The following is a 22,203-nucleotide window of genomic DNA, read 5'->3' on the forward strand; positions in this document are numbered from 1 at the left end:
TAAGTGAGTTTATATCTTCATGACCAATTCAGCCAAATTGCATTGGCTACTTCAATAATAAGCAGACTGCTCATATAAATGATTAAAAAAGGCATATATTGAGAATGGTGAGCTTGTTAAGAAGGAGGAATGGATTTCGAATGAAGAATAAAGTTATTAAAATAGCGGTTTCATCCATTATTGCGACATCTGCATTTGTAGCTGTTTCACCAAGTAAAAAAGGTGATGCTGCTTCAAATATGGAGCAATTAATGGTCGATGCTCAAAATGCTAGTAACGTATTAAAATGGGCAATTTCTGTCGAGGGTTCAGCGGACGGGGTGACGCAGCCATGGGAGCAATTTAATGATGCAAAAATGGCAATTGCAAAAGTCGAAGCAGGATTAAGTGGAGTGAATTTCTCAGATAAGTTGAAGTACGAAGCAAGACTCGTTGATCCAAAAGTTCAAATACAAAGGGCTCAAGGGTATCTGGATGCGATTACCGCTAGTTCAAAAATCCATGCAAAAACAAATTCTCTTTCTGCGGCAGTCTATTCAAATAACTTAGATCAAGTGGAAAAGGCTTATCACGAAATGACTGCGGAGTTTCGTAAACAAACGATATTATTAGATAGAGTGTACGGCCAATCTACACGTGATAGAATTCGAAATGCTGTAAAAGGACCAGCAGAGAAGTTAATAAATGAATTAAAAAACGATGTAACTGTTCATATGTTGGCGAAGGGGGCAGAGGAAGATGTTAGAAGGGGAAATTATACGGAGGCAGCAAAGAAAGTATACGAAGCACAAGCGATTCTGAGGTCAAATGTATTGATCTGGGGTAAGGCACTTCAATTTAGAATAGAAAATGTAAATACATCTTTACCTTTTCAAATTGTATCGAGTTCTATAGTTAATAACACGACATTGACGATAAAGCTGAATAAACCCGTTTCTTCAATTAAAACTTCTGATTTCTCCATTAATAATGGTTTGACTGTTACGAATGCTACTTTAAGTAAAGATGGATTAACTATCACTTTAACGACTTCTATTCAAATACCTGGCACGACTTATACGTTGAAATATAAAACAAACACCTTCTCTTTTACTATTCCAGGGAATGTTATCCCAATCTATGTTGGAGATAGGACTGTTCAACATAGAGAAACATCTGAAGTAATTACATTAGCGGCTATATTTAAAGAGTCGAATGGCAAGCCATCTACTGCTACAGTTCGTGTTGATATTCCCGTGGGATTAAAGTTAGTTTCGGTGAATGGAGCGGCAAATAATACAGCAGGAGCAAACTCTGTTAATGTGACACCTGACAAGAATGGTATGGTAACAATTGTATTCACAGCAAAAGATCTAACTAGCCCTGCACTTGATAAATTGATTACCTTTAATAAAATGGAGAAAAATAAAGTAGTAGAAACTCAAACTTCTAGTTCTTTCAATTTCTATGTACCCGCAAATGCAGGTTTATTTTCTAATAAAAATGTGCGCTTTATAGACTCAAATTTTGGCTACTTCGTAACGACTGATGGAATAAAATACAAATTGAAAGGTTACGGAGATGTTTATCAAATTGATGGAACTCCAATTTCATTTGATTCATTTAAAGCTACTCTAAACATAGGAAACATTATCAACGGAACATACCATCCAACCTCTACTTCTTCCTTTAATATCTTCTATAATATGAATATATCGTCTATTAACCTGAATTCCAAGTTTACTTATAAACCGGGAACTATGGGGTATCGAATGAATGGCAGTAAAATCGAGTTGTTCGGAACAGGGCAACCAAATTATGATCTATTCTTCTTCAAAAATGCAGGAGTTTCACTAGGAAAAACAAAGGTGAATACGAACGGAACTTGGACATTTACGACAAACGTAGATGCAAATACATTGACAGACTATTCGATTGTTCAACAAATCGCCGGTATATCTATGCCCCCTTATAATAGCGGCAATGCTATAACGCTAAGGGTAATTGAAGGACCATTTGAGATTGCTTGGATTAGTGACGGCATGAGTAAAGATGAGAATTTATCAAATGAAGAAATTACATTTACAATTGCCCCATTAAAATATAATAATGGGTCGATTTTGACACAAGATCAAGCAATAATTTCGAAGCAAGCTTCTATTGTATTAAAAGATTCCGATGGAACAAAAGTCAAATTCACAAACAGTCAAAATGATACGTATTTCACAACAGTGAAAAATGGATTTAATATAAGGTTTGGCTCAGGAATAATGCTTAATAAAGGGAAAGATGGAAAGCTCTCTGGAGCATTGAGTATTGAATCAGTTGAAGGAGTTACGAATGAATACGGATTAACATTGAAAATAAATACAGCAGATCAGATTAATAGGTATTAAAGTAGAAACTCACGATTGAGTGTGTTTTTATGTAAATGGAGTTGGGGGCTGTCTTAAGTAGGCGGTTCCTTTTTTATTGAACTAAAAATAATGTTCTAAACAAATAGCATTGGGAAAAAATAGCGTATTATTGTTTTATCTTTTATGATTAATAAAAGGAGATGAAGAAATGAGAAAAGCTTTAGTTTTAGGGGGAACAAGATTTTTTGGCGTGCATCTAGTGGAAGCATTATTGGATAAAGGATTTGAGGTAACGATTGCCACAAGAGGAAAAACAGTGGATTCTTTTTCAACAAGAGTGAATAGAATCGTATGTGATCGATTAAATTTAGTTGAAAGTAAGGAACGCTTTAAAAACGAAAAATGGGATATTATCTTTGACCAAATCTGTTATTCTTCAAAGGAAGCAATAGATGCAATTGAAGTGTTCAAGGATAAGACGTTGAAATACGTTTTTACTTCTTCTAAGTCTGTATACGACGAAGGAAATGGAGAAGTAGGATATGTGGAAGATGACTTTATTCCAACCAACTATCCAATCATTGAAGGACCAAAAGAGGAATTTTCGTATATGGAAGGAAAACGACAAGCAGAAGCAGTATTTTTTCAGAAAGCTCCATTTCCAGTAGTAGCAGTTAGATTTCCAATTGTTTTAGGTTTAAATGATTATACCGAACGTCTTAAATTTCATATAGAGAAAATAGTGAATAATGAGGAAATCCATTTAGTAAATCCAGAAGCCAGTATGGATTTCATATCGGAAGAAGAAGCAGGGCATTTCCTAGCATGGATTGGACTTTCCGAATTCACGGGCCCTATTAATGCGACATCTGACGGAAAAGTAAAAATTGGGGACATGATTGCTACAATAGAAGAGAAGGCGCAAACATCTGCGATAATTACTGCTACATCGAATGAAAACAATGCTTCGCCGTACAACATTTCTCAGACGTGGTTAATTAGCAATAAACGAGCAAGAAACTTAGGTTTTAAATTTAAAGATTTGAATGAATATCTGCCAGTGCTAATCGAAGATATATTAGAAGAAGTTAAAATAACTTAAATTCACAATTCATATAAAAAATAGCCGCCAAAGCGTATAAGCTGAGCGGATTTTTCTATGTTACAAGATTATTACTGGTGCCTGGCACCAGTAATAATCTTGTAATGTTTTTTTAGCCAATAAAACTTACGAGTTCTTGATTAAACTTGTCTTTCTCGCAATAAAATAACCCATGGCCGCTGTATTCAAAAGGTATTAAAATGGAGTTTTGTATACTTTGATGCATTAATTCTCCTAAAATAAACGGACATATTTTATCCTGTTTTCCATGCATAATAGCTGTAGGAACTTGTATTTGGGGTAAATCGTTTCGGAGATCCTCGTCACGCAAGGAAACTAAACACTTTGCAGTAGCGTTACCTGATGCGATTAACCCAAGCCCATGGAACCAATCGATAAAGCTTTTGGATAAATAGCGAGCGAAAAAAGTATCTCCAAAATCGCTTAACATTTTAGGGCGATCGGAGTAAGTAGCTTCAATTAGTTTATTGACTTCTCCTATTGTTAATCCGTATGGAAAATTTGGTCGCTGTGTGAAAATAGGCGCTGCTGCCCCAATAAGCGCAAGTTTTGCAACTTTGTATCCATTATGACGAGCCATATATCGTATAGATATAGCACCACCCATTGAGTGTCCTGCAAGCGTAATATTCTCTAATCCTAATGTATCAATAATGATGCGGATATCATCTGCCAATCGGTCATAAGAATATCCATCCCAAGGTCGATTTGATTTGCCAAATCCACGAATATCTATCCCTATGCAACGATAGCCCTTTGCGGGGAGATGATCGAACTGATACTCGAACATCTGATGGTTTGCGGGCCATCCATGTATGAAGAAAATTGTTTTAGTCGAAGCTGGATTAATATCCTCGACGTAAATATTCACACCTTTTTCTACTTTTACGTAATAACCCATCACTATTCCTCCCATACAAAGGCGATCTTTTAATATATGAGATTATAATTAAATTTATTCGATGTGTGGTAATAGGGCTGAATTGCATCTTCGTCCGTGATTTTTTAGTAGAGAGTAGAGTCTTCTATTATTGCAGTTGTATTACAGGTGCCTGGCACCAGTAATATTTATGTAATGATTACCTTGACATATGACGGCAATTTGCGACAAAATTCGAGTTGGATAAATTGATTTGTAAGGGAGATTTTGCTATCCTTTAAATTGTGAGTAAATAATACTAATTATCATTTTGGAGGGATTATACATGGCAGAGCGCATGGTAGGTAAACAAGCACCACGTTTTACAATGGACGCAGTTTTAGCGGACAAGTCATTTGGTAAAGTAAGTTTAGAAGAAATAATGAATGAAGATAAATGGACAGTTTTATTCTTTTATCCAATGGATTTTACTTTTGTTTGTCCAACTGAAATCACGGCGATGTCTGATCGTTATGATGAGTTTGAAGATTTAGATGCAGAAGTTATTGGGGTATCTACAGATACAATTCATACGCATTTAGCTTGGATTAACACAGCTCGCCAAGACAATGGTTTAGGCGAATTAAAATATCCTCTAGCTGCTGATACAAATCATGCAGTTGCACGTGAATATGGTGTGTTAATCGAAGAAGAAGGGATCGCACTTCGCGGACTTTTCATCATCAATCCTGAAGGCGAAATGCAGTACCAAACAGTATTCCATAATAACATCGGTCGCGACGTAGATGAAACACTTCGCGTACTTCAAGCACTTCAAACAGGTGGTCTGTGCCCAGCGAACTGGCGTCCAGGTCAAAAAACACTATAATTTAATCAAGGTACTTGAATTTGATTAATATAATATACTTACAGCAGATACCGCAGATTTTATTAAGAAGCTATCAAGCATAAAATCTCGAACATAAATATGCTCAGTTTTATTTGAATTGAATTTAAAAAGTTCTCCATGTATTTACTAGTTCATGGAGAATTTTTTACATATGGAAAAGGAGAAGTTCTGAAATGAAATTACGTACACCAATGCCTGAATTAACTGGCGCTACTGCCTGGTTAAATGGAGAAGTAACCACTAGTGAGCTAGTCGGCGAAAAACCAACATTAATTCATTTCTGGTCAATCAGCTGTGGACTTTGTAAAGAAGCAATGCCAAATGTGAACGAGTTCCGTGACCAGTATAAAGACGAACTAAATGTTGTCGCTGTTCATATGCCACGTTCTGAAAAAGATGTAGATCTTGAGGAAATTAAAAAAGTAGCTGCGGAACATAATATTACACAACCAATTTTTGTTGATAGCGAGTTAAAGCTAACAGACGTTTTTGAAAATCAATACGTTCCAGCTTATTACGTTTTCGATAAAGACGGACAACTCCGCCATTTCCAAGCTGGCGGAAGCGGTATGAAAATGCTAGAAAAACGTGTTAACCGAGTGTTGGATGAAATGCGCAACGCAGAATAAGTAAATATAGATGGCTAAGAACTAATTGGATTTTTATAAATTCAGGTGGTTCTTGGCTTTTTTATTTGGAACTGAAATAATTTTTAGCATTTGGTCTCGGGTTCAGTAGAATTGATTGCGGAATTGGGTGATTTAGTCTCGGGTTCAAGTAAATTGATTGCGGGTTCACTTTAATTGGTCTTGAACTGCTATTTTATGGATAAATGATTCGGTGTTTCATGAATGGTATTCTTGGTAGTCCATATTTTAATAATGGTTCGCTCATTTTATTAGATTATCGATTGCATACTCGTATATGCTAAAATATTTTCAAAGAGGAGGAATGCTGATTATGGATAAATTTATGAAAAGAGCGGTTGAATTAGCGGTCGAAAATGTACAAAGTGGAGGCCAACCATTTGGAGCGGTACTAGTGAAAGATGGGGAAGTTGTCTCAGAGGGTGTAAATGAGTTGCACATTAAGCATGACGTAAGCGGACATGCTGAGTTGCTTGCGATTCGTCGAGCACAGGAAAAATTACGAACTAATGATTTATCTGGATCTATAATATATGCGAGTGGTGCACCTTGTGCAATGTGCTACAGTGCAATGATGTTTGCTGGAATTGAAAAAGCTTATTACTGTGCAACCTTGGAAGATGCAAAAGCAGCTGGGCTCGGAAAGTCAGCAACGATTTATGAGGAACTGCAAAAACCAGCAGGCGATCGAATATTCCAGATGCGTCATATGGAAATTGAAGAAGGAATGTCAAATCCAATGGAATTATGGAAAGAGCGAAATTTCTGAAGATAAATATGTTGTTCGTGGTGAAGTATATTACAGGTGCCTGGCACCAGTAACAAATTTGTAATATGACTGTAATAGATGGGATAGGATAGGGGGATTTGTTTGCGACCGATTATTGGTGTTTCTTCCAGTTTGAAAGAGGATGTTCTGACTGTTCCAACGGAGAATATGCGTGCGATTGCGAAATTTGGAGGAGTACCTCTTGTGCTCCCCAATATGGTGTACGATGGAATTGATAGAATTGCTGAAATGATAGATGGGTTGCTTTTAACTGGTGGCGGGGATATAGATCCTACTTTATTCGGAGAAGAGCCACAACAAGGTCTTGGGGAAATCACACCTGAGCGAGATGCTTTTGAAATAGCTTTGATACTAAAAATGTTGGAGCTGAATAAACCGATTTTAGGAATATGTAGGGGTGCACAAATTCTAAATATTGCCGTTGGTGGTGATATGTTTCAAGATATTTATTCGCAAATTAAATGTAAACTTTTACAACATAGCCAAAAAGCTCCGCGTTGGCATGCTTCGCACTATGTTCAAGTAACGAAGGGCTCCATTTTACATGAAATTGTACAAACTAAACAATTCAAAGTAAATAGCTATCATCATCAGGCAAATCGAGGAGTTCCGAATGATTTTGAAGTAAGTGCTGTATCAAGTGATGGCATTGTCGAGGCAATTGAAAGTAAGAAACATAGGTTTGTTTTGGGAGTGCAATGGCATCCCGAATATTTGTTATTAAAAAAGGATTCGGAATCAGCTGCTATTTTTAGGGCATTTATAGATGCTTGCCTTTAAATAATTGAATTTGATGTTTATAGTTAGAAGCGACTGTTAATTAGCAGTCGTTTTTTTATATGGTCTCGGTTTGTGTTTAAATAATCTCATTCAGCCTTTTTTTTTTAAAATCTTTAGAAGTTAATTAAAAAATTTTAATTCATGAAACAAATTTAAATGGGAAAGCTACTTTAAGTATTAAAAAAAGGAGGCATTTTGAATGCGGCGTTTGATATCACTCATTTGCTTCATTAGTGCATTTTTCTTTCTTGTTTGCTCAAACGTTTCCGCCGCTGAGGAACCTTCGAGAGAACAGGTTTTAGAAAAGCGAATGGATTACTATTTAAAATACTCAGGTATTACGCTACCTTGGTATTACCTGGCTGCTGTCGATCAATACGAACGAAATATTCAACAAGTACGTAATGATATTCCTAAGAGGGACGGTGTGGTTGCCGTCCAATTTTCCGATAATTATTGGACAGGCTTACTTAATCCTAAAAATGATGATACCAATTTAATTTCCATCGTCTTCTTTGAGGGAAATGGAGCCGATGGAAATGAAGACGGATTTGCTGATCGCAAAAATGATGATGATGTCATGTATACCATGTCAGAGTATTTAAGTAGCTTCGGTCCTACTGAAAAAGATTTCAAAAGGGCGTTAAAAGAGTATTACCAGCGGGATGAAGCTGTTAATCAGATCATAACAATTGCTAAAATCTATAAACAATTTGAAACAATAAATTTGGATAAGCACGCTTTTCCTTTAGATATTCTCCGTGATTTTAGTTATAAAAGTACTTGGGGCGAGTCAAGAGGCTGGGGTGGACGCAGAATACACGAAGGAACAGATTTATTTGCCTCTTACGGAGTTCCAGTGAAGTCAACATCCTATGGGATTGTAGAAACAATGGGTTGGAACGATTACGGGGGATGGCGAATTGGTATTCGCGACATTCATAATACCTATCATTATTATGCCCACTTATCCAGTTATAAAAAAGGGATTAAAGAAGGAGATATTCTGGCACCTGGAGCGATAATTGGCTACGTTGGAAGTTCGGGTTATGGAAAAAAAGGAACTGCAGGAAAATTTCCACCTCACTTACATTACGGAATGTACAAATTTAACGGAAGAATTGAATGGGCATACGACCCTTTCTCTTCATTGAAACGATGGGAGCAGGAAGAGAAAAAAGGAAGTTAATGGATTGTTACAAAGTTGTTACCGGTGCCTGGCACCAGTAACAACTTTGTCATATAGTTTTATTTTATTTGCTTATAATGAGTGAAAGCCAGTAAATATGCTGTGCGAGTAAATATGTGTAGATGAGTAGGGTTGCGCCGATTAGCAATTGTATGATTTTTTTTAGATGTAGTTTTGTTGTAATGTATATTAAAAGAAGTGGTAGGAAGATTTTTATTGCATAAAATCCGAGTATGCTAGATTCGTATATAACTCGCATGATGGGGTTTGCTTCAGTGATGTGATTGTTTCGGATGCCGAAGTCCGTGAAGATGCTATCGAGGATGGCTAAAATTAGAAGAATTGTAGCTGCTTTAGTTGGTTTTGTATATGAAAAAAGTATTTGCTTTGTTTCTATGATTTGAACTTCCTTTCATTTTAGTGACTGTTACAGTATGCAGAAATAGTTGTTGGATTATACGTAGTTTGTAGGGGATTTATTCTTTTGGATAGAAAAACTCCCTAAGTCATTAAGTTGACATAGAGAGTTTTGCTAATATTACCTCTAAGATAATTTTCTTAGGTGGGTAAAGGTTGGAGGGTTTTTGAGATTTTCCATTTCTTTTAATTGTTCATAATATTTTAATTCAATTTCTTTTAATCGTTCTATTTCATCCCTTGAGAAAGAGGAGAAACCATTTACTCCGCATTCCTTATACTTTCTTATCCAAGTTGTGATTGAATTAACACTCACATTTAATTCGTGAGCTAACTCTTTGCGTCCACGTCCATTATCAATAACTTCTTTTACTGCATACACTTTCTGTTCCATTGTTGTTTTAGTATATCTTTTTCTAAATTGGCCGTGCATAATTGGTCCTCCTTATCTTATTAGGTACTTCCTGTTTTAATTGCTAATAGTTGTCATCCAATTTATAAAACCTTATAAAATCAAAATGTGGAATCAACTTTAATATGGTATCGTCCGAACAGTCTGGGATAATAGTTAAATCAATATTTGTATAGAGTTTTCAATTAATGAAGGTATATTTAAATTACAAAAAAATGGTATAACCTGGCTATCAGCTAGCTTTTACATATCTTTTGTTTTTCATTCATGTTAATTTTGAAGTAAGGTGAATATTTTATAGGATTTTAAAAAGGAGTGTGATCAATCTTGAAAAATGTTTCATTCGTTTCTTCTTGGAGTGGTGGGAAGGATTCAGCGATGGCTTATTACCGTGCATTGAAATTAGGGATGATTCCTAAAAAGTTGTTGACGATGTTTGAAGAAGATGGAGAGGTTTCCAAATCGCATGCCCTTCCTCTAGAGGTAGTGAAGGCACAAGCAGAACGACTTGGTATGCCTTTATTAATAAAAGAGGCGAGTTGGAGTACATATGAGGTTCAGTTTAACGAAGCGATGAATGAGTGTAGGGAAGAAGGGATTACGCATGGAGTATTCGGAGATATTGACATCGAGGATCATTTAGAGTGGGTAAAGACTACTTGTGAAAAATCGGATATCGTTTCTGTACATCCTTTGTGGAAAATACCTCGTCGGGCAATTGTAGAAGAATTATTGGATGCTGGATTTGAGGCTTGGATTGTTGTGGTGAATACAAAGATGATGCCGGCAAAATACGTAGGTAAACGTTTTACAAGAGCGTTAATTGAAGAACTAGAAGCAGAAGGCATTGATTCGTGTGGAGAAAGCGGGGAATTTCATACGGTAATTGTCGATGGACCAATTTTTACGGAGAGGATACCAGTTCAAATTGGAGAGCCTGTCCAAAGAGGGGACTATATTTTTGCTCCTGTTTTATTAAATAAAAAGGTTTAAATTCTTTTCGGTCTTTTCCGATTAATTATCTCTTCAAAGGGGCATCGTATATAAGAAAATACCTTTTTCTACTGGAGGATGTCGCATGAAGAGGATGAATAGAGGGATCGTAACGGCATTGTCTGCAATAGGGATTGCTCAAGGCCTAAAAATTTTGACGTATAAAAAATTAACAGGTAATTGGGATGTAAAACAAGCGTTAACAACAGGTGGGATGCCAAGCTCGCACTCTGCAGGCGTTGCGGCAATTGCCTCTTATGTAGCGGCAAAAAGAGGAACACGCCACACTGAAACCGCACTTGCTGTAGTGTTCGGTACAATCGTCATGTACGATGCGCAAGGTATTAGAAGGCATACTGGTGAAATTGCTCACCTGGTGAATGATTTAGAAGATAAGATAACAAAACTCTCAGGTGAATTTCCAAGTTTGGAATACGTTAAGAATGAAGAGGAATTGGAAGAACTACTGGGTCATCAACCGGTTGAAGTAGGAGCAGGTGCCCTTCTAGGCATAGCGATTGGTTTAGTTTCTGCCAAAATAGAAAATGATGAAAGAAAAGCAAGGAAAAATTCCACCCCTCATAAGTCTCATGACTTGTGAGGGCTTTTTATTACAAGATTATTACTGGTGCCTGGCACCAGTAATAATCTTGTAATAATATATGGGGATGGTATATAAGGTATAATAGGGTATATAGATTTAAAGTAGATTATTTAGGAGGGGTTTTTGGATGACAGTTTATGAAGAGATAACATCAGTTAGTCAATGGAAGGATATTTTGGAACAATCGAATAAAGAGCCAATTTTGGTGTTTAAACATAGTACAACTTGTCCGGTGAGTGCGCATGCATACGGAGAGTTCAGTTCTTTTGATTCTCCGATTAAAACCTTTTTAGTAAAAGTAATTGAAAGTAGAGCGGTGTCTAATGAAGTTGGAACGGATTTAGGTATAAAGCATGAATCACCTCAAGCATTTTTGATTTCGAATGGGAAAGCGGTTTGGAATGCATCTCATTGGAAAATTACAAAAAAAGATCTAACAAAAGCTGTGGAATCTTTCTAGGGGGAGAAAAAGTGGATGGAATAAAAAAAGTAGGACAATATTTAATTGAAAATGCAGAGAAAATTGCCCGTGAAATGATTGATTTAGCAATCGAGCATGTTAACTATCAAGTTACGAATGAAATGCTTGAGCAATCTATTAAAAATAATGTAGATTTTTTAGAACTACTCGCAAATTCATTTAATGAAACAAATGATACTGCTGCAGAGGAATTAATTAAATGGAGTAAAAAAAACGGTGAACAACAAGCAGCTGTTTTTACTCAGTTCTCTAAAATAATTAAACCATATGCCAAAAATCGTTTAATGTATTTAGAATATATTACAAAAATATCGATAGAACTTGGTCTCTCAACCGAGGAAGTTGTCAAAATAAATAATCGAATTTGTTACTTGATGGATGTAAGTATGGCAGAAACGATGATTGCTTACGAGACTTATCGAGATGAATTAATGAGTGAACGGAAGAAAGAAATAAACAAATTATCAGCACCTATTGTTCCAATACAAAAGGGAATAGCGATTTTACCATTAGTTGGCGATATAAATTATGAGCGAGTCCAACATTTGTTAGATTATGTCGTACCAACGATGCCTGATTTTGAAATCGATCATTTAATTATTGATTTTTCTGGAATACTTATGATTGATACGGAAATTGCTCAACACATTTTTACTATTCATAATGTACTTGAATTGCTAGGAATTCATGTTATGTTTACAGGTATTCGTCCAAATCTTTCAATGGTAATTGTTCGAGCTGGGATAGACTTTACTTCGTTTCATACATTTGGTAGTGTGAAACATGCTATTGATAGTTTGGAAAAGAATATATTAAGTAAATAAATTGAAAAAAAGAACCGCTCCTTCACTGAAGGTGCGGTTCTTATTGTATTGATAAGATTTATTCACTAACCATGTTTACTAACATATGTGCTAGTGCATGTTGTTGCTCTTTGTTTCCTGATTTCCATAATTCTTGTAATAGGTTTTCTTCTAAGGAACGTAATGGTGGTTACGAATTCGGGGAGAGACGGGGCTTTGAATAAAGGCTATAATATCTCAGCGACAGATGATTTGTATTCTTTTGACGACATTTCACCATCTGATGAAAGAACAGATAACTAGAGAAATGCACTTGTTCCAGCACTTATGGGTGTTGGGGCATTTTTTCTGAGGGAATTAAAATTGTGCTATGAAGTTGAATATTACAAAAGTGTTACTGGTGCCAGGCACCTGAAACACTTTTGTAATAGGTTGGTTGTGAAGGTAATATACATTATTCTTTCGGTATTTTATACTTGTGTTATAGTTTGTGACATTATGGGGTAAGTAGAGGTGTTTGATAGATATGCCAAGAGGTAGGAAAGTGGACTCTGACGGAGAAGTGACTAAGCAATTGCTATTAGAGAAAGCGGTTGAGCAGTTTGCGGAGTGTGGATATCACTCTACAAAGATTAGTGATATTGTCAATAAAGCTAAGGTAACGCAGCCTACTTTTTATTTGTATTTTGAAAGTAAAGAGGCTATTTTTCTAGAAATAACAGAGTTTTTTCAATTGCAGTTAATAAATTTAACTTCAGCTAGTCTTTTAGAGGAAAACTTAGAAACACATTCGCTTAAACTTCAAATATGTTTAGGATTAACTCGTATTTTTACTTTTTTTGAGGAGAATCCCTTGTTAACGAAAATTGGATTTGTTGAAGCTGATTCAGCTAAAGAATTGAAAGAAAATATGGTGAAACAAATTACGGAAAATTTAAAAGAGGAGCAAAGGATGGGCTATTTTTCTGATGCGTATCCAATGGACTTAGTAGCAGAAAGCCTTGTTGGTTCTATTGAACGATTAACGTTAAATGAGATTTTGACGAAAAAAAGTAAACCAGTTGATTTAGCAGAAGTGCTAGTTGAGATCTATTTTACAGGTATTCAAAAAAAATAGTATTGGACTCGTACCTTTACATAGAGAAATCTGTGGAAGGTATTTTTTTATTGTCAGATATTTATATGTCAAAAGTGTTACTGGTGTCAGGCACCTGAAATGTTCATTTAATAGAGAGGTAGAAAGAACGAGATGTTTATAGTGATTTCAAGTATCTTTATACCAAGATGTTTATGAGGGATATTTCGAAAAAAATGAATCTAAATAAATGGTTTTATTTTTTTTATTATATTTTTTTGATATAAATGAGAGGGTTTCAATTTTTTAAGTAAAAAATATATTAGATAGTTTTAGGTATTTTAAGAAAGTGACAATAGTCCGTGGGTTAATAGTACTGAGATTTATTTCTTCATTACCTTCTTTTTTTGACGAGGAGAGGTGGTCATGTTATGTATTAATATAAGGAAAAGTTAGGAAGTTTTATTTCCATATTTTTCTCGGGTGTAAATTTAGAAAAGATTTAATTTGAAATATAGTTTTCAAATACATCTAGATAATGAATGTAAAGCTATTTACTAGAAGCTGTAGATTTTGGATTATATATCGTTTTCTACCTTGTTCGAAATTGAGCTTTTGAAATATAAAATCATATAAGGTAGTAATTGGTTATAATTACATTTTAGTTTTATTGGATTGTGCAGGGTACTAGTGATATTTGCATAATTAAATTTGTTTTAAAAACTCTTTAAACAAGCTTAGATACTTATATAGAAAGAAATCACTTTAGAAAGGGTGAGTTTGAAGATGGGAATAGATATGTGTTCTTTGGTTTTTAATAACGTTTTAACATATGAAGTCGTTCAGAAGAAAGAGGATTGGCAAGAAGGTATTACTATAATGGAGGATACTATTGTAAATAAAGATGTATACAAGAATGGACCGCTATTTTTTTCTTTTTCTCCAAATTCAGCAGAAGGAAAAACAGGGAAGTTTACATACTACTTACCAATAAATAGCACACTTCATCTTACAGAGGAAAGTAACTTTAGCTTTCAAGATTCCTTAATCCTAGAAAGAGCACTACTTCTGAGACAACAAGATATAGATTTTTATAGTGCTTATGAAACGTTTGAAAATTATGCTAACTTTCATCAAATAGAGCTGGATAAGAAGTACTATTGCGTTTTACTAGAAGTTTACGATGATTATATTGCTGATTTTTATGTTCCTATTAAAGAACAGGGTGATGAATAATGATTGCAAAAAACCATCAAATCTCCTATCGAAATGTTGCATCCAAACTTTATGCCTTATTACCCAAGGAAATTGATAGTGCGATTAAAAGTTTCCATATGATCTTAACTAGTAATGGTTATCATCCTACAGGTTCAATTTTCTTTTCTATTAGTGATCCAAAAGATGAAGTTATGTCCGTTGAATTGTTTTTACCAATTGATGAAAATTATTTTTCTTTACCAAAAGAAGAGGAAATAAATTTTCAAAGTTATTTTAGTGTAGATAACTTACTTATGGTTAGAGTAATTGATGACTTTGAAGTGCAGTTCCCCGTAAAATATAGTGAACTTTTCGAGTATTTGAAGAATCACCAAAGAATTCAAAAAACACCAGTTTTCATTCAGTTCAAAAAGACAAACTCTAATCAAATCTATGCTGAAATGAGTATAGGGGTAGTGTAAGAAAATAGTATTATTTTAATGACCAGAAATTATATAAATTTCTATACCATGAAGAGGTTGATTTCCACTGATATCGAAACTTTCGAAAGTGGAAGCATCTTGCTGGCTAATCCCCTAGGAGCCCGCCGCCTTTCGCTCCAATCAACTGGACAAATAAGAATGACAAGTTGTTTCGTATCGATGGATAAAGAAGCGAAGCAGCGGACGAAATTGTATCTTCGTCCGCTTTTAAAAGAGTAGGACAGGATATTATCTTTCATTATCAAAACCAAAAACACCTTGACTTCAAATAGTTCCAGAGGGAGAGGGACAAACATCCGTAGCAAGAGCCATAACTCTAATGGAAATGACCTATACAAAATAGGAGATATGAGGTTTGTAGTATATAATGTAGAAAGAGAAGAAATGATTTCTACAGATAAACCAACTAAATTGATAAATCGATCATCTCATATAAATTGAAGTAAAAGGAGTTTGGAATTTTTGAGTAAAAAAATTATTAAAGATGAACTGCCAGAGAATTATGAGGAACTTAAAAAAGCGGTAAACCGCACAGCAAGCTGGAGAGCTCGTTATGAAGCTGTGGAAGAGCTTGGAAGTTATAATACAAGCCAAGTAATTGATATTTTGAAAACAAGATTAGCAAATGATCCTGTTTACAAAATTCAAGAAGCTGCATATCGCATTCTTATAGAGTTTGGAGAAAATGTTCAATTACCAGCTCAAAAAAAATTCGAAGTCGTTAAAGGGGCTAATAAAGTTTTCTTACGAGTGAAGAAGAGTTTACCGAAAGACCATACATTTGAAGAATTCGCAACAAAATTAAAAAGAATGCGAATCGACGTGTACGATGCATACGAAGGCGAAAGAGGCATCGACTGGTTAGAAAAAGAATGGGCTAGCGTAGGGAAATAACTTCCATGAAGATTTCATAAATCAGTGTTACAAATATGTTACAGGTGCCAGGCACCGGTAATATATTTGTAACACTTTTTTTGTAGAGAAAAGCCCTTTGAGTTGTGTCAAAGGGCTTTTGTTAATGGCTGGATACTAGTTTTTGTGAGATTCGGTTTCCTGTTTCTATAGCTTTTTTAGCTAGAAACTCTAGTCTTTCTTCGGATAGGTTGAAGCTAACGACTCCTATACTTATAGCTCCAATTACTTGACCGAAGCTATCTTTGATAGACACTGCTACTGAGGATGTGCCTTCTGTTCTTTCGGAGTGGCTTGTTGCGTATCCTTGTCTTTTTATTTGATCGAATGTTTTTTTCATTTCAGTTATTTGGTCTGCTGATATGAGTTGTGACAGTATGCCTTCTGCTTTGGCTGATGGCATAGCTGCTAGCATCGATTTATTGGCAGCTCCAATATTCATTGGTATGCGTAAACCCATCTGGTCATAAATTCGAATTGGGTTGTTCAGACTATCAATTCTTTCTACAATAATTGATTCCGTCCCTAGAGGCTTACTTAAATAAACGCTTTCCTCCACTTCTTTAGACAATAGTTCAATCTCCGGTCTAATTTTGCTAATATAATCCACCGAATCATATACTTGTAGACCATACTCCAACCAAATTACACCTAGTTTGTAAGTTTTCGTTTGTTCATCTTGTTCTACCATTCCTTGTTTTATCATTGCTTGAAGTAATCTGTGCATTGTGCTGAGTGGAAGTTCACACAGTTTAGAAAGATCTGAAATTGTTACACCTTTTTCTGTCGCATGTGTTGCTAACACTTTCGCAACAGTCATCGCTCGGATGATAGATTGCATCTAATAGGCCTCCTTTTATCAAATGGAAAGTTAATTTACTATTTTGATATAATTAAAAAATAAGATTCTAAATATATTGACATTGTAACACATTGCAATTATATTTTACATATAGACTTTCCGATATTCGGAAACGTTTTCCACTCAACGGAAAAGGAGAATTGAAATGACATATAATTCATCTATGTTTAAAAAGTTAGACCGAGTAATTGTCAAACATCCAAATGAAGCTTTTATTAGTCAAGCACATTTGTCTGATCAATGGAAAGTATTTAACTACTTACAAGAACCCAATTTTGACGAGGCGGTTCGTGAGTATAAAGGATTCATCGAGATTTTAGAAAAGCATGTACCTCAAATTGATTATCTTCCAGCGGCAGATACTGTCGGATTAGATTCTATCTACGCGCATGACCCAGTTAAATTCACACCAGCCGGAGCCATCATTTTAAAATCTGGCAAAAAGTTAAGACAACCTGAAGCTTTGGTTTATAAAGAGTTTTTACAAGAAAAAGAGATTCCAGTTATTGGAGAGTTAACGGGTGAAGCAGTATCTGACGGTGGAGATATCGTTTGGTTAGATGATAAAACACTTGTAGTTGGCCGCGGTTATCGTACAAATGACGAAGCGATTCGCCAATTAAAAGAAATAACAGCACCATATGTAGATGAGTTTATCGTTGTGCAACTTCCACACGATCAAGGCGAGGCAGAATGTCTACATCTTATGTCTTTCATTAGCATGGTTGATAAAGATTTGGCAGTAGTACATTCACCATTAATGCCAGTATTCTTCCGCCAATTATTAATCGAACGAGGAATTCAATTAGTTGAAGTACCAAAGGCAGAGTATGACACGCTTGGATGTAATGTGTTAGCGCTTTCACCACGAGTTTGTGTCATCGTTGAGGGAAATGATTCAACTAAGCAACAGCTGCTAGAGGCTGGAGCGACAGTTTATGAATATAAAGGTCAAGAAATCAGTGTATTAGGTACAGGTGGACCAACATGCTTAACATGTCCAGTTGTAAGAAACTAAAGGAGGAAAATGAAAATGAGTATATTTAAAAATGTTATCGCAAAAACACCAGGAAAGAGCTATGTAGGAGGGTTAACTACATCAGATTTAGGGACACCAGATTACGATAAATTATTAGTGCAACACGAGGCATACGTTGAAACTTTGAAAAAATGTGGAGTAGAAGTAACGCTACTTTCTCCAAGTGAAGAGTTTCCAGATTCCACATTTGTAGAAGATGCAGCGGTTCTTACATCTGATTTTGCTGTTATTACAAATCCTGGCGCAGACTCTCGTAACGGTGAAATTGTTGAAATTGAAAGCGTTTTAAAAGACTTTTATAAGAAGTTTCACTATATTAAAGCACCTGGAACACTTGATGGAGGAGATATTCTTCAAGCAGAAGATTGTTTCTATATTGGAATTTCTGAACGTACAAATGAAGAAGGCGCTCGTCAACTAAAAGAAATTCTTGAAAGCGAAGGATTTGAAGCAACAATTATTCCACTTAAAAAATTCTTCCACTTAAAAACAGGTATTGCTTATTTAGGTAACAATAAAATGGTAGTTGCAGGCGAATTTGTAGATCATCCTGCTTTTGATTCATACGAAAAAATTGTTATTGGCAAAGAAGATGAGTACTCTGCAAACTGTATCCGTGTGAACGACTATGTAATTATTCCACAAGGATATAGCGAAACGAAACGCAAAATCAATGAAGCTGGCTTTGAAACAATCGAATTAGATATGTCTGAAGTTCGAAAACAAGACGGCGGCCTAAGCTGCTTGTCACTAAGATTCTAATATATTACAGGTGCCAGGCACCCACACAAATTCGAGACTATTCTGAATATTGTTTGTAGGTGCCTGGGATAGATGGGGGAAAGTGTTATGTCAAATATTGGGGATCAAGTAGTGCAAGGAGATTTATTAAAAAGATCGATGAAGAGCCGCCATTTATTTATGCTTTCTCTTGGAGGAGTAATTGGGACTGGCCTATTTTTAAATGCAGGATATACGATTAATCAAGCGGGTCCAGGTGGTGCCATAGTTGGTTACTTATTTGGAGGATTAATCTTATATATGGTTATGATTTGTTTGGGAGAACTTGCCGTTTATATGCCAGTAACTGGCTCTTTCCAAACATATGCAACTCGTTTTATTAGTCCGTCTGCAGGATTTTCACTTGGATGGATGTACTTTGTCGGTTCTGCTGCTACTGCAGGGGTAGAGTTTACTGCCGCCGGGATACTCATGAAGCATTGGTTTCCTGATGTTCCTGTTTGGATATGGTGTGCTTTGTTTATGGTTTTATTATTTTCGTTAAATGCTCTATCGACAAAAGCGTTTGCGGAAACAGAGTTTTGGTTAGCAGGTATTAAAGTAGTTGCGGTAATTTTGTTTATCATAATTGGAGTGGGAGCTATTTTCGGTCTTATTCCACTGGAAGATAGAGCGACACCAGCACTTACCAACTTGGCACCTTCTGGATTGTTTCCAGCGGGAATTGCAATCGTTTTTGTGACGATGATGAACGTTATCTTCTCTTACCAAGGTTCGGAGATGGTAGGGATTGCTGCAGGGGAAACCGAAGATCCTCAAAAGAATATTCCAAAAGCTATTCGCACAATTTTAATAAGAATCGTCGTGTTTTATATTGCATCAATTATCGTATTGTCTGCAATTTTTCCGGCTTCGGAACTTGGTTTGCTAGAAAGCCCATTTGTTACTTTAATGAATTTAGCAGGAATTCCGTTTGCAGGTAGCATTATGAACTTTGTAATTTTAACGGCAATTTTGTCAGTTGGGAATTCATGTTTATATGCATCTACTCGACTATTATGGTCGATGGCAAAAGAAGGAATGGCACCAAAATTATTTGGTAAACTTTCTAAACGAAAAGTACCATTAAATGCGTTAATTTTCACTATGGTATTCTCTTTATTTTCTTTATTAACTAGTGTTATGGAAGCGGATGCAGTATTCGTATTATTAATGTCTATCGCAGGTATTGCTGTTACTATTTCTTGGATGGGCATTGCTACTTCTCAGTTAATGTTCCGCAAAAAATTTATAAAAGCTGGTGGAAAATTAGAAGAATTAAAATATAAGGTTCCATTTTATCCTTTAGTACCAATTGTGTGTATAGGATTTTGTTTAATGATTTTAGTATTTTTAGCTTTCGATCCAGAACAAAGAATAGGACTTTACTATGGAGTAGGGTTTTTTATAGCGTGTATGCTATTCTATAAGTTGAGATTAGGAAAAAAGAATAATAAGTCAGTATAAGAAATATATAGGTGCCAGGCGCGACACAAATCGGACTCAACTACGATAGTTAAGAACAGTGTCAGTGTCTGGCACTAGAACTTTGTGAGGGAGAAATTCAACATGAATCAATTATTTTGGGAAACGCCTGAAAAACTTCGAGCATTATTATGTGAACTCGTTAGTTGGGATAGTATTACACTAACGGAAGGTGAAACAAAGTTTGCTCCGAAAGTGATCGATAAATTAAAAGAGTTAAAATATTTTAGTGAGCATCCGAGCCACTTGCAGTTGCATGATGCAGGTCTTGGAAGACATGCTGTCACTGCTTTATATAAACATCCTGAGGCGACGGAGACCGTCGTACTTATTAGTCATTTTGATACAGTTCAAACAGAAGAGTACGGTGTTTTAGAACCGCTTGCATATTTTCCAGAGGAATTGACGAAAAAACTTTTAGAAAATCCAGATGATTTACCTGAGTCTGCTCGAATCGATTTGGAAACAGGAAAGTATTTATTTGGCCGTGGTACTATGGATATGAAAATGGGATTAGCACTTCATATGCAGCTAGTTGAAAGAGCTAGTGTAGAACAATGGCCAATCAATCTTATTCTAACAACTGTGCCGGATGAGGAAGTGAACTCAGCAGGAATGCGCGCAGCAGTTACGCAGCTAGTTCGTTTACGCGAGGAATTTGGTTTAACCTATAAATTATTCTTAAATAGCGAGCCATGTTTCTCACAAAGTCCAACGGATATTGATGAATATATCTATTCCGGAACTATTGGGAAGATTATGCCGGCTGCTTTATTTTACGGAAAAGAAACGCATGTTGGAGAGCCGATGAAAGGGATGACGGCGAACTATATTGCATCTTATTTGACACAGCGTATGGAGTGGAATACTTTATTCCGCGAGACGGATCTTGGTGAAAGTACGCCACTTCCTGTTTCATTGCAACAAAAAGATTTAAAAATGTCGTATTCAACACAAACTCCTTATCGTGCAGTGGCTCTATATAATGTGTTTTTGTTGAAGCGTACGGCAAATGAAGTAATGGATCTTTTCGAACAAGTTGCAACAGAAGCAATGGATGAGTTGAATAAGAACTATCAAGTGATTTGTGAACGCGAACAAGTTAATGGTGTAGGACAAGTAAAGGTTCTTCGCTACGAACAACTACTTGCATATGCAAATAAAAAATTAGGAACTGAAGAAGTAGAACGCTTGAAACAAGCAGCACTTCAGCAAGAAGATTGGGACGATCGTGAAAAATCTCTACGAATCGTCGATGATCTAATGATTCAGTGCCAAGAGCTAGCACCAGCAACTGTAATCCTATTTGCGCCACCATATTACCCAGCAGTGAATACATCCAACCATCCGCTTGTAATAGAAGCGGTAGAATTAATGAAACAATCTGCACAATCGTTCGACAATACAGTTAAACAAATTCACTATTTTAATGGTATTTGTGATTTAAGTTATGTCAATTACGAAGACGAAGGCAATGGATGGACTGCATTCGAAAGTAACACACCAGTATGGGGCGACACATACAGCATTCCATTTGAAGATATGGCCCAGTTAAAAGGACCAGTATTAAATGTTGGACCATTCGGAAAAGATGCACACCAAAGAACAGAACGTCTACATGTTGACAGCGCATTCGTCGAATTGCCTGTCATGCTAGAAACACTAATCAAAAGCCTATATTAATGAAAAAAGTGACTCCAAAGCGAAAACGTTTGGAGTCACTTTTTTATATTTAGAAATATATTATAAAAATACCCGATGGGATTATTACAGTTGTGTTATTGGTGCCTGGCACCAGTAACACAACTGTAATAATTGTTTCTTTTATGGAAGGTTGTCTTTTTTGTGAAGGAAAGAATATTTATTGTTAGTAGTGCATATTTATAACAAACTTTTTATATTTATGTTGAAAGTTTTTTGAATTTTCGAGATAATGGATAAAGTTATTAAGATTAGAGGGCTAGGTAATTCTACATTCATGCTTTTTACTAGTAACAATTTACTAA

At 35.7% G+C, this 22,203-nt stretch carries 23 protein-coding genes and 1 pseudogene; 19 read left to right on the top strand and 5 right to left on the bottom strand.

Annotated features, from left to right (window positions below):
• The first annotated feature begins 140 nt into the window (after positions 1–140).
• Together ACFVR1_RS07265 and ACFVR1_RS07270 are read left to right on the top strand one after the other, a co-directional pair.
• Positions 141–2,375, top strand: coding sequence for a hypothetical protein (locus ACFVR1_RS07265; RefSeq protein WP_387582325.1), 2,235 nt, complete (start codon positions 141–143; stop codon positions 2,373–2,375).
• 169 nt (positions 2,376–2,544) lie between these two features.
• Positions 2,545–3,438, top strand: a complete 894-nt coding sequence (locus tag ACFVR1_RS07270; protein WP_387582327.1) for an NAD-dependent epimerase/dehydratase family protein — start codon at positions 2,545–2,547, stop codon at positions 3,436–3,438.
• A 112-nt stretch (positions 3,439–3,550) separates the two neighbouring features.
• Here ACFVR1_RS07270 and ACFVR1_RS07275 read toward each other — a convergent pair whose 3' ends face one another.
• Positions 3,551–4,360 carry an alpha/beta fold hydrolase gene (locus ACFVR1_RS07275; RefSeq protein ID WP_387582330.1) on the bottom strand — a complete coding sequence of 270 codons (810 nt, stop codon included), beginning with the start codon at positions 4,358–4,360 and terminating at the stop codon, positions 3,551–3,553.
• A gap of 304 nt (positions 4,361–4,664) precedes the next feature.
• On the opposite strand from ACFVR1_RS07275, the gene ACFVR1_RS07280 reads away from it, so the two are divergent.
• From ACFVR1_RS07280 to ACFVR1_RS07300, 5 genes are all read left to right on the top strand, one after another.
• The gene (locus ACFVR1_RS07280) at positions 4,665–5,207 is read left to right on the top strand and encodes a peroxiredoxin (RefSeq protein ID WP_387582332.1); all 543 of its coding nucleotides are present in this window, start codon (positions 4,665–4,667) and stop codon (positions 5,205–5,207) included.
• A 194-nt stretch (positions 5,208–5,401) separates the two neighbouring features.
• On the top strand, positions 5,402–5,857 hold the full coding sequence (locus tag ACFVR1_RS07285; protein ID WP_387582334.1) for a TlpA family protein disulfide reductase: 456 nt from the start codon (positions 5,402–5,404) through the stop codon (positions 5,855–5,857).
• A gap of 331 nt (positions 5,858–6,188) precedes the next feature.
• Complete coding sequence (locus ACFVR1_RS07290) at positions 6,189–6,644, top strand: nucleoside deaminase (RefSeq protein WP_387582336.1); 456 nt, start codon at positions 6,189–6,191, stop codon at positions 6,642–6,644.
• A 102-nt stretch (positions 6,645–6,746) separates the two neighbouring features.
• Positions 6,747–7,445, top strand: coding sequence for a gamma-glutamyl-gamma-aminobutyrate hydrolase family protein (locus ACFVR1_RS07295; protein ID WP_387582339.1), 699 nt, complete (start codon positions 6,747–6,749; stop codon positions 7,443–7,445).
• A 199-nt stretch (positions 7,446–7,644) separates the two neighbouring features.
• Positions 7,645–8,634: a M23 family metallopeptidase gene (locus tag ACFVR1_RS07300; protein ID WP_387582342.1), complete on the top strand. Its 990-nt coding sequence runs from the start codon at positions 7,645–7,647 to the stop codon at positions 8,632–8,634.
• Between the two features lie 64 nt (positions 8,635–8,698).
• Here the strand turns inward: ACFVR1_RS07300 and ACFVR1_RS07305 are convergent, their stop codons facing one another.
• Positions 8,699–9,034 (bottom strand): DUF5658 family protein, encoded by a 336-nt coding sequence (locus tag ACFVR1_RS07305; RefSeq protein ID WP_387582452.1) that lies wholly within the window; start codon positions 9,032–9,034, stop codon positions 8,699–8,701.
• A 144-nt stretch (positions 9,035–9,178) separates the two neighbouring features.
• Positions 9,179–9,484, bottom strand: coding sequence for a transposase (locus tag ACFVR1_RS07310; protein WP_387582344.1), 306 nt, complete (start codon positions 9,482–9,484; stop codon positions 9,179–9,181).
• A gap of 306 nt (positions 9,485–9,790) precedes the next feature.
• On the opposite strand from ACFVR1_RS07310, the gene ACFVR1_RS07315 reads away from it, so the two are divergent.
• The 4 genes from ACFVR1_RS07315 (at position 9,791) to ACFVR1_RS07330 (ending at position 12,365) form a co-directional block, all read left to right on the top strand.
• On the top strand, positions 9,791–10,456 hold the full coding sequence (locus ACFVR1_RS07315; RefSeq protein WP_387582346.1) for a Dph6-related ATP pyrophosphatase: 666 nt from the start codon (positions 9,791–9,793) through the stop codon (positions 10,454–10,456).
• Between the two features lie 85 nt (positions 10,457–10,541).
• Positions 10,542–11,057, top strand: coding sequence for a divergent PAP2 family protein (locus ACFVR1_RS07320; RefSeq protein WP_387582348.1), 516 nt, complete (start codon positions 10,542–10,544; stop codon positions 11,055–11,057).
• 130 nt (positions 11,058–11,187) lie between these two features.
• Positions 11,188–11,520, top strand: coding sequence for a bacillithiol system redox-active protein YtxJ (gene ytxJ, locus ACFVR1_RS07325; RefSeq protein WP_387582350.1), 333 nt, complete (start codon positions 11,188–11,190; stop codon positions 11,518–11,520).
• Positions 11,521–11,531: 11 nt separating this feature from the next.
• Positions 11,532–12,365: an STAS domain-containing protein gene (locus ACFVR1_RS07330; protein WP_387582353.1), complete on the top strand. Its 834-nt coding sequence runs from the start codon at positions 11,532–11,534 to the stop codon at positions 12,363–12,365.
• 58 nt (positions 12,366–12,423) lie between these two features.
• Here ACFVR1_RS07330 and ACFVR1_RS07335 read toward each other — a convergent pair.
• Positions 12,424–12,525, bottom strand: a pseudogene (locus ACFVR1_RS07335) (DUF3243 family protein); the annotation flags it as partial.
• Between the two features lie 363 nt (positions 12,526–12,888).
• Between ACFVR1_RS07335 and ACFVR1_RS07340 the strand changes: the two are divergent.
• The 4 genes from ACFVR1_RS07340 to ACFVR1_RS07355 all read left to right on the top strand — a co-directional run bounded on the left by ACFVR1_RS07340 (position 12,889) and on the right by ACFVR1_RS07355 (position 16,013).
• Positions 12,889–13,461 (top strand): TetR/AcrR family transcriptional regulator, encoded by a 573-nt coding sequence (locus tag ACFVR1_RS07340; RefSeq protein ID WP_387582355.1) that lies wholly within the window; start codon positions 12,889–12,891, stop codon positions 13,459–13,461.
• Between the two features lie 744 nt (positions 13,462–14,205).
• On the top strand, positions 14,206–14,655 hold the full coding sequence (locus ACFVR1_RS07345; RefSeq protein WP_387582357.1) for a DUF5085 family protein: 450 nt from the start codon (positions 14,206–14,208) through the stop codon (positions 14,653–14,655).
• Complete coding sequence (locus tag ACFVR1_RS07350; RefSeq protein ID WP_387582359.1) at positions 14,655–15,098, top strand: DUF5085 family protein; 444 nt, start codon at positions 14,655–14,657, stop codon at positions 15,096–15,098. The genes ACFVR1_RS07345 and ACFVR1_RS07350 overlap by 1 nt, the downstream gene beginning before the upstream one ends.
• A 483-nt stretch (positions 15,099–15,581) precedes the next feature.
• A complete protein-coding gene (locus tag ACFVR1_RS07355) occupies positions 15,582–16,013 on the top strand; it encodes a HEAT repeat domain-containing protein (protein WP_387582362.1) in 432 nt (143 codons plus the stop codon).
• A gap of 121 nt (positions 16,014–16,134) precedes the next feature.
• Here ACFVR1_RS07355 and ACFVR1_RS07360 read toward each other — a convergent pair whose 3' ends face one another.
• Positions 16,135–16,872: an IclR family transcriptional regulator gene (locus ACFVR1_RS07360; RefSeq protein WP_387582364.1), complete on the bottom strand. Its 738-nt coding sequence runs from the start codon at positions 16,870–16,872 to the stop codon at positions 16,135–16,137.
• 166 nt (positions 16,873–17,038) lie between these two features.
• Between ACFVR1_RS07360 and ACFVR1_RS07365 the strand changes: the two genes are divergently transcribed.
• The 4 genes from ACFVR1_RS07365 to ACFVR1_RS07380 all read left to right on the top strand — a co-directional run bounded on the left by ACFVR1_RS07365 (position 17,039) and on the right by ACFVR1_RS07380 (position 21,880).
• Positions 17,039–17,911 (top strand): dimethylarginine dimethylaminohydrolase family protein, encoded by an 873-nt coding sequence (locus tag ACFVR1_RS07365; RefSeq protein ID WP_387582367.1) that lies wholly within the window; start codon positions 17,039–17,041, stop codon positions 17,909–17,911.
• 15 nt (positions 17,912–17,926) lie between these two features.
• Positions 17,927–18,694: a dimethylarginine dimethylaminohydrolase family protein gene (locus ACFVR1_RS07370; protein ID WP_387582370.1), complete on the top strand. Its 768-nt coding sequence runs from the start codon at positions 17,927–17,929 to the stop codon at positions 18,692–18,694.
• Between the two features lie 87 nt (positions 18,695–18,781).
• Complete coding sequence (locus ACFVR1_RS07375) at positions 18,782–20,179, top strand: amino acid permease (RefSeq protein WP_387582372.1); 1,398 nt, start codon at positions 18,782–18,784, stop codon at positions 20,177–20,179.
• Between the two features lie 102 nt (positions 20,180–20,281).
• Complete coding sequence (locus ACFVR1_RS07380) at positions 20,282–21,880, top strand: M20/M25/M40 family metallo-hydrolase (RefSeq protein WP_387582374.1); 1,599 nt, start codon at positions 20,282–20,284, stop codon at positions 21,878–21,880.
• The last annotated feature ends 323 nt before the right edge of the window (positions 21,881–22,203 follow it).

This window comes from Psychrobacillus sp. NPDC058041 (assembly GCF_042885655.1).
Classification (GTDB): Bacteria; Bacillota; Bacilli; order Bacillales_A; family Planococcaceae; genus Psychrobacillus.

Excerpts from the sequence above, each read along its gene's own strand:
- ACFVR1_RS07375 (WP_387582372.1), top strand. The coding sequence starts at position 18,782 with ATGTCAAATATTGGGGATCAAGTAGTGCAAGGAGATTTATTAAAAAGA.
- ACFVR1_RS07275 (WP_387582330.1), bottom strand. The coding sequence starts at position 4,360 with ATGGGTTATTACGTAAAAGTAGAAAAAGGTGTGAATATTTACGTCGAG.
- ytxJ (WP_387582350.1), top strand. The coding sequence starts at position 11,188 with ATGACAGTTTATGAAGAGATAACATCAGTTAGTCAATGGAAGGATATT.
- ACFVR1_RS07265 (WP_387582325.1), top strand. The coding sequence starts at position 141 with ATGAAGAATAAAGTTATTAAAATAGCGGTTTCATCCATTATTGCGACA.
- ACFVR1_RS07270 (WP_387582327.1), top strand. The coding sequence starts at position 2,545 with ATGAGAAAAGCTTTAGTTTTAGGGGGAACAAGATTTTTTGGCGTGCAT.
- ACFVR1_RS07345 (WP_387582357.1), top strand. The coding sequence starts at position 14,206 with ATGGGAATAGATATGTGTTCTTTGGTTTTTAATAACGTTTTAACATAT.
- ACFVR1_RS07380 (WP_387582374.1), top strand. The coding sequence starts at position 20,282 with ATGAATCAATTATTTTGGGAAACGCCTGAAAAACTTCGAGCATTATTA.
- ACFVR1_RS07310 (WP_387582344.1), bottom strand. The coding sequence starts at position 9,484 with ATGCACGGCCAATTTAGAAAAAGATATACTAAAACAACAATGGAACAG.
- ACFVR1_RS07370 (WP_387582370.1), top strand. The coding sequence starts at position 17,927 with ATGAGTATATTTAAAAATGTTATCGCAAAAACACCAGGAAAGAGCTAT.
- ACFVR1_RS07360 (WP_387582364.1), bottom strand. The coding sequence starts at position 16,872 with ATGCAATCTATCATCCGAGCGATGACTGTTGCGAAAGTGTTAGCAACA.
- ACFVR1_RS07300 (WP_387582342.1), top strand. The coding sequence starts at position 7,645 with ATGCGGCGTTTGATATCACTCATTTGCTTCATTAGTGCATTTTTCTTT.
- ACFVR1_RS07280 (WP_387582332.1), top strand. The coding sequence starts at position 4,665 with ATGGCAGAGCGCATGGTAGGTAAACAAGCACCACGTTTTACAATGGAC.
- ACFVR1_RS07320 (WP_387582348.1), top strand. The coding sequence starts at position 10,542 with ATGAAGAGGATGAATAGAGGGATCGTAACGGCATTGTCTGCAATAGGG.
- ACFVR1_RS07365 (WP_387582367.1), top strand. The coding sequence starts at position 17,039 with ATGACATATAATTCATCTATGTTTAAAAAGTTAGACCGAGTAATTGTC.
- ACFVR1_RS07350 (WP_387582359.1), top strand. The coding sequence starts at position 14,655 with ATGATTGCAAAAAACCATCAAATCTCCTATCGAAATGTTGCATCCAAA.
- ACFVR1_RS07285 (WP_387582334.1), top strand. The coding sequence starts at position 5,402 with ATGAAATTACGTACACCAATGCCTGAATTAACTGGCGCTACTGCCTGG.
- ACFVR1_RS07290 (WP_387582336.1), top strand. The coding sequence starts at position 6,189 with ATGGATAAATTTATGAAAAGAGCGGTTGAATTAGCGGTCGAAAATGTA.